Origin of the sequence: Pseudomonas sp. LAIL14HWK12:I7 (assembly GCF_000483465.1) — a bacterium.
GTDB lineage: Bacteria > Pseudomonadota > Gammaproteobacteria > Pseudomonadales > Pseudomonadaceae > Aquipseudomonas > Aquipseudomonas kermanshahensis.
The window spans coordinates 1-15037 of sequence record NZ_AXYZ01000027.1 but is presented as its reverse complement, the minus strand read 5'-3'; the positions used below and the strand labels follow the sequence as shown (position 1 = coordinate 15037).

General features: G+C 61.5%; 10 protein-coding genes and 1 rRNA gene. 7 read left to right on the top strand and 4 right to left on the bottom strand.

Features of this window, described 5'->3' with window-relative positions; genetic code table 11:
* A partial coding sequence (locus tag D886_RS27130; RefSeq protein WP_033694278.1) for a retention module-containing protein occupies window positions 1-1736 on the bottom strand: 1736 nt, incomplete at its 3' end.
* Between the two features lie 350 nt (window positions 1737-2086).
* Between D886_RS27130 and D886_RS0119380 the strand changes: the two genes are divergently transcribed.
* Genes D886_RS0119380 through D886_RS0119370 form a run of 3 tightly spaced genes read left to right on the top strand, consistent with a single transcriptional unit; the run spans window position 2087 to window position 6991 of the window.
* Window positions 2087-3424, top strand: coding sequence for a TolC family outer membrane protein (locus D886_RS0119380; RefSeq protein WP_027595481.1), 1338 nt, complete (start codon window positions 2087-2089; stop codon window positions 3422-3424).
* 44 nt (window positions 3425-3468) lie between these two features.
* Window positions 3469-5625, top strand: a complete 2157-nt coding sequence (locus D886_RS0119375) for a type I secretion system permease/ATPase (RefSeq protein WP_027595480.1) — start codon at window positions 3469-3471, stop codon at window positions 5623-5625.
* A 7-nt stretch (window positions 5626-5632) separates the two neighbouring features.
* The gene (locus D886_RS0119370; RefSeq protein WP_027595479.1) at window positions 5633-6991 is read left to right on the top strand and encodes an HlyD family type I secretion periplasmic adaptor subunit; all 1359 of its coding nucleotides are present in this window, start codon (window positions 5633-5635) and stop codon (window positions 6989-6991) included.
* A 114-nt stretch (window positions 6992-7105) separates the two neighbouring features.
* Here the strand turns inward: D886_RS0119370 and lapD are convergent, their stop codons facing one another.
* Together lapD and lapG are read right to left on the bottom strand one after the other, a co-directional pair.
* Window positions 7106-9052: a cyclic di-GMP receptor LapD gene (gene lapD, locus D886_RS0119365; RefSeq protein ID WP_027595478.1), complete on the bottom strand. Its 1947-nt coding sequence runs from the start codon at window positions 9050-9052 to the stop codon at window positions 7106-7108.
* Window positions 9053-9062: 10 nt separating this feature from the next.
* Window positions 9063-9824 carry a cysteine protease LapG gene (gene lapG / locus D886_RS0119360; RefSeq protein WP_027595477.1) on the bottom strand — a complete coding sequence of 254 codons (762 nt, stop codon included), beginning with the start codon at window positions 9822-9824 and terminating at the stop codon, window positions 9063-9065.
* A 205-nt stretch (window positions 9825-10029) separates the two neighbouring features.
* On the opposite strand from lapG, the gene D886_RS0119355 reads away from it, so the two are divergent.
* From D886_RS0119355 to D886_RS0119340, 4 genes are all read left to right on the top strand, one after another.
* Window positions 10030-10719 carry a GntR family transcriptional regulator gene (locus D886_RS0119355; protein ID WP_027595476.1) on the top strand — a complete coding sequence of 230 codons (690 nt, stop codon included), beginning with the start codon at window positions 10030-10032 and terminating at the stop codon, window positions 10717-10719.
* Between the two features lie 115 nt (window positions 10720-10834).
* A complete protein-coding gene (locus tag D886_RS0119350) occupies window positions 10835-11338 on the top strand; it encodes a sigma-70 family RNA polymerase sigma factor (protein ID WP_027595475.1) in 504 nt (167 codons plus the stop codon).
* The gene (locus D886_RS0119345) at window positions 11335-12306 is read left to right on the top strand and encodes a FecR domain-containing protein (protein WP_027595474.1); all 972 of its coding nucleotides are present in this window, start codon (window positions 11335-11337) and stop codon (window positions 12304-12306) included. The genes D886_RS0119350 and D886_RS0119345 overlap by 4 nt, the downstream gene beginning before the upstream one ends.
* Before the next feature lie 217 nt (window positions 12307-12523).
* A complete protein-coding gene (locus tag D886_RS0119340; protein ID WP_256215222.1) occupies window positions 12524-14893 on the top strand; it encodes a TonB-dependent siderophore receptor in 2370 nt (789 codons plus the stop codon).
* 53 nt (window positions 14894-14946) lie between these two features.
* On the opposite strand, the gene rrf is transcribed toward D886_RS0119340, so the two are convergent.
* A 5S ribosomal RNA gene (gene rrf / locus D886_RS27485) occupies window positions 14947-15037 on the bottom strand; the annotation flags it as partial.

The window sequence follows — 15037 nt, the reverse complement described above, 5'->3', positions numbered from 1 at the left end:
ACCGAGTCATTGATCGTGGTCTGAGCCGGGGTCGGATTCGGCGTCAGTTGCTCGAAGTTACCGCCAGTAGCGCCGGTAATGGTGGTGCTTACGGTCGAGCCGTTGTTGTAGACGTCGTTGGCCGGAGTCTGGAAATCAACGCTGCCTTGAGTCTTGCCGGCTTCAACGGTGATGGTCTGGCCATTGGACAGGGTCACGGTGACCGGCGTCTGGGCAGGATTGCTCAGGGTCACGGTGTAGGTGATCACGCCGCCTTCAGTCACGCTTGGCGACCCAGTCAGGGTCGCGGTGGTGACATCGACCGAGTCATTGATCGTGGTCTGAGCCGGGGTCGGATTCGGCGTCAGCTGCTCGAAGTTGCCGCCAGTAGCTCCGGTGATGGTGGTGCTAACGGTCGAGCCGTTGTTGTAGACGTCGTTGGCCGGGGTCTGGAAGTCAACGCTGCCTTGAGTCTTGCCGGCTTCGACGGTGATGGTCTGGCCGTTCGACAGAGTAACGGTCACAGGCGTCTGGGCAGGATTGCTCAGGGTCACGGTGTAGGTGATTACACCGCCTTCAGTCACGCTTGGCGACGCAGTCAGGGTCGCGGTAGTAACGTCGACCGAGTCATTGATCGTGGTCTCGGCCGGCGCAGGGTTAGGCGTCAATTGCTCGAAGTTACCGCCAGTAGCACCGGTGATGGTGGTGCTAACGGTCGAGCCATTGTTGTAAACGTCATTGGCCGGCGTCTGGAAATCAACACTGCCCTGGCTCTTGCCAGGCTCAATGGTGATCGTCTGGCCATTGGACAGGGTCACGGTGACCGGCGTCTGGGCAGGGTTGCTCAGGGTCACGGTGTAGGTGATCACGCCGCCTTCGGTCACCGAAGGGGTGGCGGTCAAGGTCGCCGTGGTGGTGTCGATGGTATCGGTAATCTGCGTAACCGCCGGTGTTTGCGGCAGGGTCACGATCAGACCGTTACCACCGGTGGTGCCGGTTACGGTGGTCGAAATCTGACCACCGTCGATGTACGGGGTGTCATTGGCCGGGATGGTGACGTTGACGCTACCGCTGGTCTGCCCTGCCGGAATGACGATCACTGCGCCGTTGGCCAGGGTGACGATCAGGTTGGACGTCGGCGCCTGGCCAACTGTCGCGGTGTAAACGATTACGCCACCCGCTTCGGTGATGGAAGGGGTGGCGTTGAGTACAAGGGCGGTGGAGACGTTGGTCTCCGTTGTGGGCGGAATGACCTGGTTGTTGTTGCTGGTGTCCACCGCGCCAACGTCTTCATTGTCTAGCGCTGCGGCAAAGCCCAACGGGCCGGTCGGGAAGCCGATGCTCGGGTCGACCCGGCCTGCGGTCTCCTCAAGCATGACGAAGCTGTGGCCACCGCCCAGCGCACCGCCACCGCCCGCCGCTGCCGGGCCTGCTGCGGTAGCTTCAAGCTCGGTGGTCGGGTCGACACCCGCGGCGATCGCCTGCTGCAGCTCTTCCACCGACGGTGCAGCCTGCGCAGTGGCCTGGCTCAGGTCGGCGCTGCTGTAAGGCGCATCCGCGCTCCACTGGCTGTCACGGCCCAAGTCGAGCATACGGCCGTCGGCCAACTCGAGGGTTACCGCGCCGCCTGGGCCGGTGAGGACTTCCTCACCCGCCAACAGGCGGTCACCTTCGATGAGTACACGCCGGATGCCCTCTGGGGATACCGCAATAACCTGGCCGACAATGCTTTTGACGATGGCTACAACGCTGCTCATTGGACTCTCCGTGTGACCCGATTGGGGTACTTCCCTGCCAGAGCGGCGCTCTTTAAAGCCACTTCAGGCGGAACTGTGTAGATTGATGTGTTGACGATTTTTGACGTCAAAATTCCGTCTATAACTGTTTGGAATTAACTATCTGCCAAACTATTGACCTTATACTCGCCATCCTAAACAATCGGCAATGTAATGTCACATTGATATTTGCACCTTTGCCACCCCTTCCTTTAGTACTAATCCAGTGCCCGTCGGAAGTTCGCTCATCGGTCAGATCAGGTGCCATTTTCCAGGCCCTGAAAACCTCAACCGTGATTCAGGACAACTGCGCCTTCGGGAACCCGCCAAAAATGCGTGCGTCACTGTTTACCGTTCTTCCCATCACCCTAGCCGCCACGTTCGTACAAGCACAATCCTTGCCCGAAGCCATGCAAACAGCCCTTGAGCGACACCCGGAAATCCAGGCCGGCGTGAATGCTCGCGTGGCCGCGGATTACCAGCTGCGCGCGGCCAAGGGCGGCTACTTGCCGAGGGTCGATGTAACGGCGGGCTATGGGCGCGAAGGTACCGATAGCCCGAGCACCGGTAACCGCTGGGACACACTGAACCGAGGTGAGTCCGCAATCCGTCTTCGCCAAATGGTTTTTGACGGTTTTGCCACGTCAAACGAAGTCGACCGTCAACAAGCCACCGCCAACGCCCGGGCCTACTCCCTGATGGGCACCTCCGAGCGCACCGCACTTGACGTCGCCCAGGTGTATCTGGATGTGCTGTCGCGGCGCGAGATGGTGCGCCTGGCCGAAGACAACCTGAGCAACCACGAACGTATTCTGGATCAGATCAAACTGCGCACCAGCCGCGGCGTCGGCCGCCTGGCTGACTTGGACCAGGCCGAGGCACGCCTGGCCCAGGCGCAAAACAACCTGATCACCGAGAAGACCAACCTGGCCGATGCCAGCACCAATTACCTCAGCGTCGTCGGCCAGATGCCCGATGAACTGAGCGCACCGGCGCCGTTCATCGACCTGCTGCCCGCCACGCTGGATGAAGCCCGCACGCAGTTGGTTGAAAGCAGCCCGGTGCTGCGCTCGGCCGAATCGGACGTTGCCGCCGCAGAAAAACAGTACGAGGCCGCAAAGTCGTCCTTCTACCCCCGCTTCGATGCAGAACTCGGACGAACGGCGGATAACAATATCGACGGCACAGCAGGCCATAACAACGAATGGCAGGCTATGCTGCGAATGAACTTCAACCTGTATGCTGGCGGCAGCAACAAGGCAGACCTGGAGTCCAAGTCGTACCTGTCCAACCAGGCGCTGGATATCCGCAACAATGCCTTGCGTCAGCTCAATGAAGAGTTGGGCCTGGCATGGAATGCTCAGGAGAACGCCAACGCCCAGTTGCCGATCGCCCAGCAGTACGTCGATCACAGCAACCGTGTGCGCAGCGCCTACCAACAGCAATTCAGCCTGGGCGAGCGAACCCTGCTCGACTTGCTCGACAGCGAGAATGAAACCTTCACTGCCCAGCGTCGCCTGGTGGAAGTGAAGAACATACAATTGTTTACTCAGTATCGAATCAAGGCGACCATTGGCCAACTGCTCAAGAGTCAGGGTGTCGTAGCCCCGATGGCCACCGTTGTGCAGAACGATCTGAAACCAAGGGTAAGCCTGCCAGGCCTGAACTGAAGCGCACCCTGCCCCACCCACCGCAAGGATGAAGAGAGCGCCGCGTGGAATCCGAAGTCAGTCGAGTCCAACTCAGCCACGATCCACGCAGTCAGCATGACGATCCCTTGCTGGATAGTCTGCTGAGCCTGTGTGTCCTGCACCAGAAACCTGCAAGCCGGGTCATGCTGACCACCGGCCTGCCGCTGCCCGCGCAGCGCCTGAGCCCCGAGCTGCTGCCCCGTGCGGCGGCCAGGGCCGGCCTGCAGGGGCGGCTGCTGCAGCGCAAACTGGAGCAGATCCCCAGTATCGCCATGCCTGCCATGCTGTTGCTCAAGGAAGGCCGCAGCGCCGTCCTGCTGGGCTGGGAGAATGAAGACACCGCACGCCTGCTGCTCAGCGAGAGCGATGGTGGCGAGGTGCACGTCAGCCGCGAAGCGCTGCTCAGTGACTACAGCGGGCGTGTGTTCTTCGCCCAGCCGCAGCACAAGTTCGACGTCAACCACGGCAACCTCATCCCGCGCGCGAAATCCTGGTTCCGCGACACCTTGCTGCGCAGCAAATGGCTGTATATCGACGCCATCGCCGCCAGCCTGGTGATCAACCTGATCGCCTTGGCAGCGCCGCTGTTCGTCATGAACGTGTATGACCGGGTGGTGCCCAACCAGGCGACCTCGACCCTTTGGGTGCTGGCCGTCGGCATCGCCGGGGCCTACTTCTTCGACCTGATCCTCAAGGGGTTGCGCGGCCTCTGCCTGGACTTGGCCGGCAAGAAGACCGACCTGATCATCTCGGCGACCTTGTTCGAACGCATTGTCGGGATGTCGATGAAGTACCGCCCGGCGCGGGTCGGCAGCTTTGCCCAGAACATCCATGAGTTCCAGGGTTTACGCGACTTCCTCGCCTCCTTGACCCTGACCAGCCTGATCGACCTGCCGTTCACGCTGCTGATCCTGATCGTCATCGCCATCATTGGCGGGCATCTGGTGTGGATCCCGGTCATCGCCTTCCCGCTGGCCCTGGGCATCGGTTACGCCCTGCAACGGCCGCTGATGGCGACCATGGAGCGGACCATGGCCCTGGCCTCGGAACGCCAGTCGAGCCTGATCGAGACCCTGGCAGGCCTGGATGCGGTCAAGGTCAACAACGCTGAAAGCGAGCGCCAGTACATGTGGGAACAGACGCTCGGCACCCTCAGCCGTCTGGAACTGCGCGTGAAGGTGCTGTCGAGCCTGGCGATGAACATCACCCTGCTGATCCAGCAACTGGCTGGCGTGGCGATGATTTGCGTCGGTGTCTACATGATCATCGACGGCAACCTGAGCATGGGTGGCCTGGTCGCCTGTTACATGCTCAGCGGCCGTGCCCTTGGCCCGCTGGGGCAGCTCAATGGTTTGCTGGCCCGCTATCAGCAGGCCAAGGTGACCATGGTCTCCACCGACCACATGATGGAGCTGCCGCAGGAACGCAACTTCGAAGAGCGCCCACTGAGCCGCCGGGTGCTGCAGGGCAGCATCGAGTTCCGCGGGGTCGACTTCACCTACCCTAACCAGCAGAACCTGGCCCTCAAGAACATCAACCTGACCATTCGCCCTGGCGAGAAGGTGGGCATCATTGGCCGAAGCGGTTCGGGCAAGAGCTCGTTGGCCAAGCTGATCGTTGGCCTGTATGAATCCGACGGCGGGTCGCTGCTGGTCGATGGCGTGGATATCCGCCAGATCGACGTCAGCGAGCTGCGCCACAATATCGGCTACGTGCCCCAGGACATCCAGCTGATGGCCGGCACCCTGCGCGACAACCTGGTCAGCGGCGCCCGCTACATCGAAGACGAAATGATCCTGCAGGCCGCAGAGCTGGCAGGTGTTCATGAGTTTGCCAGGCTGCACCCTGACGGCTATGAGCTGCAGGTGGGCGAACGTGGCCAGAACCTCTCCGGCGGCCAGCGGCAGAACGTCGCCCTGGGCCGTGCATTGCTGCTCAACCCACAGATCCTGCTGCTCGACGAACCGACCAGCGCCATGGACAACACCGGTGAAGAGCGCCTCAAGCAGCGCCTGCAGGCGGTCATCGAAAACAAGACGGTGCTGCTGGTGACCCACCGCGCCTCGTTGCTGTCGCTGGTGGACCGGCTGATCGTGATCGATCGCGGGCAGATTGTCGCCGACGGCCCGAAAGCCGCGGTCATGGATGCGCTGAAGAAGGGGCAGATCAGTGTTGCATAAGCTCGATATGGGGCAATTCAAGGATGGCCTGCGGCGCTACTTCAAAGGCTCCGACTCGCTTGGCGGGCAGCCACTGCCTGAGGTCAACAAGGCGCTGATCGAGGACGCGCCACGGGTGGTTCGCCTGACCATCTGGGGTGTGATCGCGTTTTTCGTGTTCATGATCGTCTGGGCCAGCGTTGCGCCGATCGATGAGGTCACGCGCGGCGAAGGCAAGGCCATTCCGTCGTCCAAGGTGCAGAAGATCCAGAACCTTGAGGGCGGCATCATCGCCGAGATCTACGCCAAGGAAGGGCAAATCGTCGACGTCGGCCAGCCCTTGCTGCGCCTGGACGAAACCCGCTTCGCCTCCAACGTCGGTGAAACCGAGGCCGACCGCCTGGCCATGGCGCTGCGGGTCGAACGCCTGAGTGCCGAGGTCGAAGACCGCCCGCTGAAAATCGATGAAGAACTGCGCAAGGCAGCGCCCAGCCAGGCAGCCAACGAAGAGTCGCTGTACCTGAGCCGGCGCCAGCAACTGCAGGACGAAATCGGCGGCCTGCAGCAACAGTTGGTACAGCGCCAGCAAGAGCTGCGCGAGTACACCTCCAAGCGCGCCCAGTACGCCAACAGCCTGCAACTGCTGCGTCAGGAAATCGCGATGTCCGAGCCGCTGGTGGCCCAGGGCGCGATTTCTCAGGTCGAAGTGCTGCGCCTGCGCCGTGCCGAAGTGGAGAACCGTGGCCAGATGGACTCAACCGCGCTCGCCATCCCGCGCGCCGAAGCGGCCATCCGCGAAGTGCAGAGCAAGGTCGAGGAGACCCGCGGCAAGTTCCGTAGCGAGGCGCTGACCCAGCTCAACGAGGCCCGCACCGAGCTCAACAAGGCCACTGCCACCAGCAAGGCGTTGGATGACCGGGTACACCGCACCATGGTCACCTCGCCGGTACGCGGTATCGTCAAGCAGCTGCTGGTCAACACCATCGGCGGGGTCATCCAGCCGGGTAGCGACATCGTCGAAGTGGTGCCGCTGGACGACACACTGGTCATCGAGGCGAAGATCCTGCCCAAGGACATTGCCTTCCTGCACCCTGGGCAGGAAGCGACCGTCAAGTTCACTGCCTATGACTACACCATCTACGGTGGCCTGAAGGCCAAGCTGGAACAGATCGGTGCCGACACCATCACCGATGAAGACAAGAAGACCACGTACTACCTGATCAAGTTACGCACCGACCGCAGCCACTTGGGCACCGACGAGAAGCCGCTGCTGATCATCCCCGGGATGGTGGCGACGGTGGATATCATGACCGGCAAGAAGACCATCATGAGCTACTTGCTGAAGCCGATCATGAAGGCGCGTTCGGAAGCCTTGCGCGAGCGTTGAGTCTTACGCAATCCCGGTAGGAGCAGCCTTGTGCTGCGAAGAGGCCAGTGGCAGTACCGTGAATCTTCTGTGCTGCCACTGGCATCTTCGCAGCACAAGGCTGCGCCTACCCGGTCAGCGCCAGGGTGCGGGCTCACCCACCAACTGCCCCTGAATACCGCCCACGCCCATTTCCCGCAGCACCAACCTTTCCCCTTCCGTCTCGACCCGTTCAGCAATCAACGGCAGGTCGATGCTGTGCGCCGCGCGCTGTATCGCTTCGATGAACAGGCGCTTGTGTTGTTCATGGTCGATGTTACGGATATAGCTACCATCGATCTTCAGGTACGCAAGGCCCAGGTGCGCCAGGTTGCCAATCATGCTGAACCGCCCGCCAAAGCGCTGCAGCGCCAGCCCGAAGCCATGCGCGTGCAGGCGCCGGGTCAGCTGTTCGAGGGCTGACTGTTCGGGCAATTGCTCTTCGCCGATCTCGAATGTCAGGCGTGGGCCCAGCGCCGCATGCTGGCTCAACAGCTCGTAGACGCGTTGCAGCGCTTTGGGGTCGGCCAAGGTTGCAGCGGACAGGTTCAGCGCCAGCACCTGATCATGAGTGCGCAGGTGGGCAAGCACCTTTTCCAGCACCAGCAGATCCAAGCGCGGCATCCAGCCAAAGCGCTCCAGCCAAGGCAAGAAGCGCCCGGCCGGCAACGCCTCGCCCTGCTCATCGTGCAAACGCGAGATCACTTTGTGGTGCAGTACCCGTTGCCCTGTGCCGCAGTCCACCACCGGCTGGAAGAAGAGCTCGAATTGCCCATTGACGAAGGCCTGGTCGAGCCGCTCATGCCAGGCATGATGGCTATCACCGGCCACCGCGGCCGCACCCTGTTCAAGGCACACCCAGCCCGGCGCCGGCTGGTTTTCGGCACGCGCCAGGGCCTCGTCGGCGAGCTTCAGCAATGCCTGTGGCGCATCGCCAGGGGTGAACGGCGCAAGGCCGATGCACGCTACCGGGTCGACATCACTGGCGCCCGTCTCGTGCAGGCTCTGCAGTGTCGCCTCCAGGGCCTGGGCGAGCTGTACCGCCTCTTCATGCACCATGCCCGGCGCCAGCACGGCGAACTCGCCCCCACGGCTGCGCGAGATCAGGTCTTTGGTCTCCGGGTAGCTGGCACAGGTGCGGCGCAGCTGCTCACCCACTGCCTGCAACAGCTGATCGGTGCGCTGCCCGCCCAGGCGCGCGTTAAGGCCTGCCAGGCCCTGAACCCGCAGCAACAGCAAGTAACCGGCGCGCGCCTCTTCCAGGTTGCTGACGCGCGTATTCAGTTGCATCTCGAAGTAGCGGCGGTTGGACAAGCCGGTGAGGCTGTCCTGGTAGGACTCTGCACGCAGCCGCTCACTGCGCTCGGCCTGCTCAGTAAACAGTGCCTTGAGCTTCTCGACCATCTGGTTCATTGCCTGCACCACACGGCGCAGCTCAGGGGTGCGCGGCAGGTCTGGCAGGCTGAGGAATTCGCGCCGGGCGATGGCATGGGATTGCTCGACCATGTAATCCAGCGGCCGCAATTGCCGACGCAGCAGCAAGGCGCCGAGCACCGCGCTGGCGGCACCGCACAGCAACAGCCAGCCCAGGCTGCCCAAGGCACTCTGCCAGAGTTTGGCAATGGCGAACATCGGATGGCTGATCACCTCCACCCGCGCCGCCTGCTGCCAGCCACGGCTAACGATGGCATCCCCACCTGCGGCTTCAAGGCCGATGAGGTGGACGAACCAGGCCGGCACACCCCCCGGGTCGGGCTCGGCGTGGCGCTCCACCAGCACGGCATTGGAGCCCAGGTCGACAACCTTGATGCTCGCATAGTAGCCACTGTCGAAGATCGAGCTGACCATCAGTTCGACCATCGCCGGGTCGTCGATATTAGGCGTCAGCGACAGCGCCAAGGCAGTGGCCGCGTCCTGGGCGTGCGAGCGCAGCTGGTTGACGTACTGGCTGCGCGAGCTCTCCAGGCTGACCATGAAGCTGCCGCTGAAAGCGACCACCAGGAACAGGCAAATGGCCAACAGCAATTGTTTGAACAGTGACATCTGTGCTCCTTCAGTAAACCGGCTCGGCCGGGAACCCTTCGGCCTGCATTTTCTTCAGCAAATCCTGCCAACGTGACAGGCGCTTGGTATCGCCGACCTTCTTGTTGCCGGCGGCGCCTGTCAGCCACAAGCCCTCGCCATTGAAGGCGTACACCGGCAGCAAGTCGGGGCGCTGGCTCGCCGGCTTGATGGCATCCATCAGGCTGTCGAGCACCAACGGCTGAGCCTGTGGGCTGGCATAATAGGTCAGTACCATGTGCGCCCGGTTCTGCCGCAGCGCCTTGACGTAGGTGATGCGCAGCTTCTCGCTAGAGATGCCCATACGTCGCAGACTGAAATACTTGGCAATAGCGTAGTCCTCGCAATCACCGGCCCCCTTGATCAGGGCCTGGACCGGCGTGGCCCAGTAATCGACCTCATGCCACAAGTCGATGTCTTCGACGTAGCGCAATTGCTGGTTGAAGAAGCGATTGACCACTTGCAGCCGTTCCAGCTCACTGCCCTGCTTCTGCGTGGCCATCAGGTTCTGCCAGGCGTCGATACGCCCCTGCCCCGCGCCAAGCGGGCCATACAGCGCCTGCGACTGGCGGCTGATCTGGGAAAAATCCCAGTCCGCGTGCAAGCCGCCCAGTAGCAAGCTACCCAGCAGCGCGGCAAGGCCGACACGTCGCACAGCGGTTTTGAACATCCAGGATATCGCCACTGCGAAGACCTGTTCAGACCCGTCGAAAGCAGCGATGGTGCGGCCTGCCCGTGCAAAAAACAATGGCACCCTGCAATCACGCAGCCAATGGTCGGGCCATACTGACTTTATGGCTATCTCGTTCTATGTACCGCTTCCTTTGCCAAGCGACTTCATACACCATAGCCGCGGCCTTGGGTCGGCCGCTCCAGTGCGGTCGACGGTTTGACAAGCCCCCTTGCCTGTAACTAGTGTCATTGGATCCAACTTTTCTTATCGTCGAGGCAGACTCCGCGTGGCCGAGAAAATCAAACTGAGCAACGTGCTGGCTAGCGAACAGCTATCCCCACACATGGCACGTGCTGTTATCGAGGAGCGCCTGCGCAGCGCCATTCTTGATGGTCGTCTGCCGCCAGGTACTGCCGTGCGTCAGCAAGAGCTCGCCACCTTGTTCGGGGTCAGCCGCATGCCCGTGCGCGAGGCCTTGCGCCAGCTCGAAGCGCAATCGCTGCTGAACGTGGAGATGCACAAGGGCGCAGTGGTTGCGCCCTTGATTGGCGAAGACGCGGTGGACACCTACGCCCTGCGTGTTCTGCTCGAAAGCGAGGCCCTGCGCCAGTCCATTCCGTTGCTCGATGCCGATGACATCGCCCGCGCACGTGGGTATATCCAGCAACTGGAAAACGAAACCCGTCACGCCGAAATCGGCCGCCTCAACCGCCTGTTCCACATGGCCCTGTATAGCAAGGCGCCGAACAAGAAGTTACTGCGCCTGATCGAGAACGAACTGAACGAAGAAGAGCGCTTTCTGCGCTTCCATCTCTCGTCGATGGGGCTGGGCAAGCTCACCCAGGACGATCACAACGCGCTGGTGGATGCGGCCAGCGACAAGCTGGTGGATGAAGCGGTCGCAGTGCTCGAGCAGCACTTGAACTCAGGGGCGCGTGTTATCAGGCAGTATCTGGATTCACAGCTAGGGCGGTAGCCGGTTCTGAGCGGGATAGCCGGTCGCCCGACATCAGCCTGTTGCAAAATAAACGGGCTCCGCAAACAATGAGACTAATTATCATTTATGTCCATTGAAGCCAGCGCCCTCCTCCATGCCTTCCAATGACTCCGTGCAAACGCTCTACAGTGACCACCACGGCTGGTTGCATGCCTGGCTGCGTAGCAAGCTGGGTAACGCCGCCGATGCCGCAGACCTGGCTCAGGACACGTTCGTCCGGCTGTTGCAGCGTGGCGAGCAGGTACAGCTCAATACGCCCAGGGCCTTCTTGCGCACCGTGGCACGCGGGCTGGTGATCGATCACTGGCGCCGTGAAGAATTGCACCGGGCTTACCTTGAAGCCTTGGCCCACCTGCCGGAAGCCTTGGCACCCTCGGCGGAAACCCGCGAGGTGCTGCTCGAACTGCTGGAGCGTATCGCTCGCATGCTCGATGGCCTCAAGCCAAAGGTGCGCCGCGCTTTTCTGCTGGCCCAGTGCGAAGGGCTGAAACACCAGGCGATCGCCGAGCAGATGGGTATCTCGGTGCGCACTGTGGAGCGCTACATTGCTGATGCGCTCTACCATTGCTACCTGCTGCGCTTTGAAGACGAGCGATGACAGCCGCCGCCCCCCCTTCCGCCAAAGCGGTCAAGCAAGCCATTCAGTGGATGCTCAGGCTACGCGAAAGCGGCAATAGCCCCGTGCTGCTGCAGCAATGCGAGCAGTGGCGTAGCGCACGGCACGAGCACGAACTGGCCTGGCAACGGGTGGTTCACCTGCATCAGGACCTTGACCTGCGCGCCATCCCCGGCGCGGGGGTTGCCCTACAGACCTTGGAAACCAGCCAGCGGCGCCTGCACCGTCGCCAGGCGCTCAAGTTGCTTGGCTGCGCCGCCATGGCGGGCTCGGCGACATGGCTGGCCAAAGACCTCGATACCGTCAGCGGATGGGCAGCGGACTACGCGACTGCCACGGGCGAACGGCGCAGCTTCCGGCTGCCCGATGGCTCGCTGATGCAACTCAACACGCGCAGTGCGGTAGACCTCGCTTTCGACGATCAGCAGCGCTTGCTCCGCCTCAGGCATGGGGAGCTGATGCTCACGTGCAGTGACGCACATAACCAGGCTCGCCCTCTGCTGGTACAGACGCAAGATGCCCTGCTCGAAGGTTTCGACGGGCGCTTTGTGGTGCGCCAGGAGCGAGACTGCACGCAGGTCAGCGTCAGCCACGGCAACGTGGCGATACACCGGCCGGGGAACGGCCAGGTGCAGTGGATTGCCCGCGGCCAGCACTGGCGCCTGGACGCCCAGGGCGCACAACGCCTGGAGAGCGTGGCCATGGACCCAGCTGCCTGGAGCGAAGGGCTGATCGTTACCCGCGACATGCGCTTGCGCGACTTTCTTGAACAGGTGGGCCGTTATCGCCACGGCTACCTGGGTTGCAGCGATGAGACTGCCGATTTACGCCTGTCTGGTGTGTTCCGCCTCGAAGACCCTGAGCAGCTGCTGCAATTGCTGCCACAAACGCTGCCTGTGAGGCTTCGTCAACGCACGCGCTGGTGGATACGTGTGGAGCAGGTTGCCTGACTTCACCCAAGCGCTGATCTTTTTGGCGGGTTTTGGGCGCCGATCCGGCTAAGACAGTAAGCATCGTCTTCTGCCCTCCCACCCTTCAACGGACTCTTTCATGCCCATCGCCTCACCACACACACGCCCGCCCAACGAGAATGATTTTCGACCTGTCTTGAATTCAGCCGCTCTGCGCAAAGCAGTCCAGGCAGCTGTGTTCGGCACAGCCTTGGGCATGTCCACCCTGCCCCTCCATGTTCTGGCCGCCGAAGCGCCCCAGGTTAGCCAGCAGTACGCGATCCCGGGTGGGGAACTGAACGATGTACTCAACCAGTTTGCCCGCCAGGCGGGGATCACCCTGTCGAGCACGCCGCAGTTGACCAACGGGTTGCAGTCCAATGGTTTGCAAGGACATTACTCGCCTGATCAGGCCCTGCGCCAACTGCTCAATGGCAGCGGCCTGGAAGCCGTCAGCCAGGGTGGGCATAGCTACGTGCTGCGGGCCCAGTCTGAAGAGGCCGCATTGTCGTTGCCAGACACCGACGTGCGCAGTTTTACCCTGGGTAATGCCCTGGGCAGCATGGACGGCTACAACGCCACGCACAGCCAGGTGGCCACCAAGACCAGCATGCCGTTGGTGGAAACCTCACAGTCGGTTTCAGTGGTTACCCGTCAACAGATGGACGACCAGGGCTCGCAGACCGTTGCCCAGGCCATGCGCTATACGCCAGGTGTACTGACCAACCCCTATGGCGCCACGCACCGCTACGACTATGTGGCCATGCGGGGCTTCAACGACGGCTCGGTAGACAACATCTACGTCGATGGCCTGAAGTCCATGGGTGACAACGGCACCTACAGCACCATGCAAGTGGACCCGTACTTCCTTGAGCGCATCGACATCCTGAAGGGGCCGTCTTCGGTACTCTATGGCCGCAGCTCCCCAGGGGGCCTGGTGGCACTGACCACCAAAAAGCCACTGTTCACGCCATTCCATCAAGTGCAGGCCACAGTCGGCACTCAGGGCCAGCGTGGCATGGGTTTCGACTTCAGCGGCCCGGTCGATGACGACAAACGTATCGCCTATCGCCTGACAGGCTTAGCCGATAGCGCTGATACCCAGTTCGACCACAACAAGGAAGAACGCTACGCCATCGCGCCGGCTATCAGCATCGACTTCACCGAAGACACATCGCTGACGCTTCAGGCATATCTGCAGCATGACCCGAATGGTGGGTACCACGGCGGTAACCCGGCAGACGGCATGCTGCACAAGCGCAACGGGCTACGTCTGTCAGACCACTTCTTTGAAGGCGAGCCTGGGATCGACAACTACGAACGCACTCAGCAGTCGTTCAGCTACCAGTTCGAGCACCGTTTCAACGACGTGTTCACCGCCCGACAGAACTTCCGCTACCAGGACTCTGACGTCTCGATGGACCAGGTGTATTCGGCCGGCTGGGCAGATGCCGATAGCAATATCCTCAACCGCGCCTATACCGGCGGCGACGAGCGCCTGCACTCCTACATCATCGATAACATGCTGCAGGCAGAGTTCTTCACCGGTGCGGCCAAGCATACCTTGCTGCTTGGCACCGACTATCAACGCCGCAAAGCCGACGTGGAATGGCGCTACGGCACGGTCGATGCGCTGGATGCCGGCAACCCTCAATATGGCAATGGCAACCTGCAGGTACTTGGCGAGAACCGCTACCAGCGTCGCCTGCAGCAGACAGGGGTGTATTTGCAGGACCTGGTCGAGCTCGACCAGTGGCGCTTCTCGCTGGGGCTGCGTCAGGACTGGGTGAAGGTTTCTGAGGAAAACCGCGACAGCAATACCAAAGTCAATGACGAGCGCACCAAGTTCACCACTCGAGCAGGCGTGCTCTACTTGTTCGAGAATGGCCTGGCGCCTTATGTCAGTTACTCGGAGTCGTTCAACCCCAATACCGTGTCCGACCAGGATGGCCGCCCACTGGCGCCGACCGAGGGCACCCAGTGGGAAGCAGGTATCAAGTACCAGCCGCCAGGCAGTGACAACCTGTTCACCGCCTCGGTGTTCCGCATCGAGCAAGAGAACCTTGCCTCCAAGCAACCGAACGAGGAGTTCTATCGCCCTGTGGGTGAAGTTCGCTCACAGGGGCTGGAGCTGGAGGCCCATGTTCAGCTGACTGATAACCTCAAGCTGTTGGGCGGCTACACCTTTACCGACATCGAGTACGCCAAGACGATGCCGAGCCTGGTGTCGAGCCATTTGGACAACAAGGGTAATTCGCCCACCCAGGCGCCCAAGCAGATGTTTTCGCTGTGGGCCGACTACAACTTCCGGCAGGGGGCGTTGGACGGCCTGCGGCTGGGCGGCGGGATGCGCTATGTGGGGTATAGCTGGGTTGATGCGGAAAACAGCATGAAGGTGCCCTCCTACACGCTGTTTGACGCTTCGATCGGGTATGACCTGGGCAAGGTCGGCCTCACCGGGGTGGATGTGCGCCTGAATGCGAACAACCTGACCAACGAAAGCTACATCACCTCATGTGCCAGCCTGAACTACTGCTACATGGGTGAAGAGCGAAACGTAAGCGCTACGGTCAGCTATCAATTCTGACCGGAAAAGACAAAGCCCCTGTCTGCATCGCAGACAGGGGCTTTGGGTTTGAATCTTGACGATGACCTACTCTCACATGGGGAAACCCCACACTACCATCGGCGATGCATCGTTTCACTACTGAGTTCGGGATGGGATCAGGTG

What these genes read in the sequence shown, in the direction of transcription:
- D886_RS0119380 (WP_027595481.1), top strand. Translation starts at nt 2,087, where the DNA reads ATGCGTGCGTCACTGTTTACCGTTCTTCCCATCACCCTAGCCGCCACG.
- D886_RS0119370 (WP_027595479.1), top strand. Translation starts at nt 5,633, where the DNA reads ATGGGGCAATTCAAGGATGGCCTGCGGCGCTACTTCAAAGGCTCCGAC.
- lapD (WP_027595478.1), bottom strand. Translation starts at nt 9,052, where the DNA reads ATGTCACTGTTCAAACAATTGCTGTTGGCCATTTGCCTGTTCCTGGTG.
- D886_RS0119350 (WP_027595475.1), top strand. Translation starts at nt 10,835, where the DNA reads ATGCCTTCCAATGACTCCGTGCAAACGCTCTACAGTGACCACCACGGC.
- D886_RS0119345 (WP_027595474.1), top strand. Translation starts at nt 11,335, where the DNA reads ATGACAGCCGCCGCCCCCCCTTCCGCCAAAGCGGTCAAGCAAGCCATT.
- D886_RS0119340 (WP_256215222.1), top strand. Translation starts at nt 12,524, where the DNA reads ATGTCCACCCTGCCCCTCCATGTTCTGGCCGCCGAAGCGCCCCAGGTT.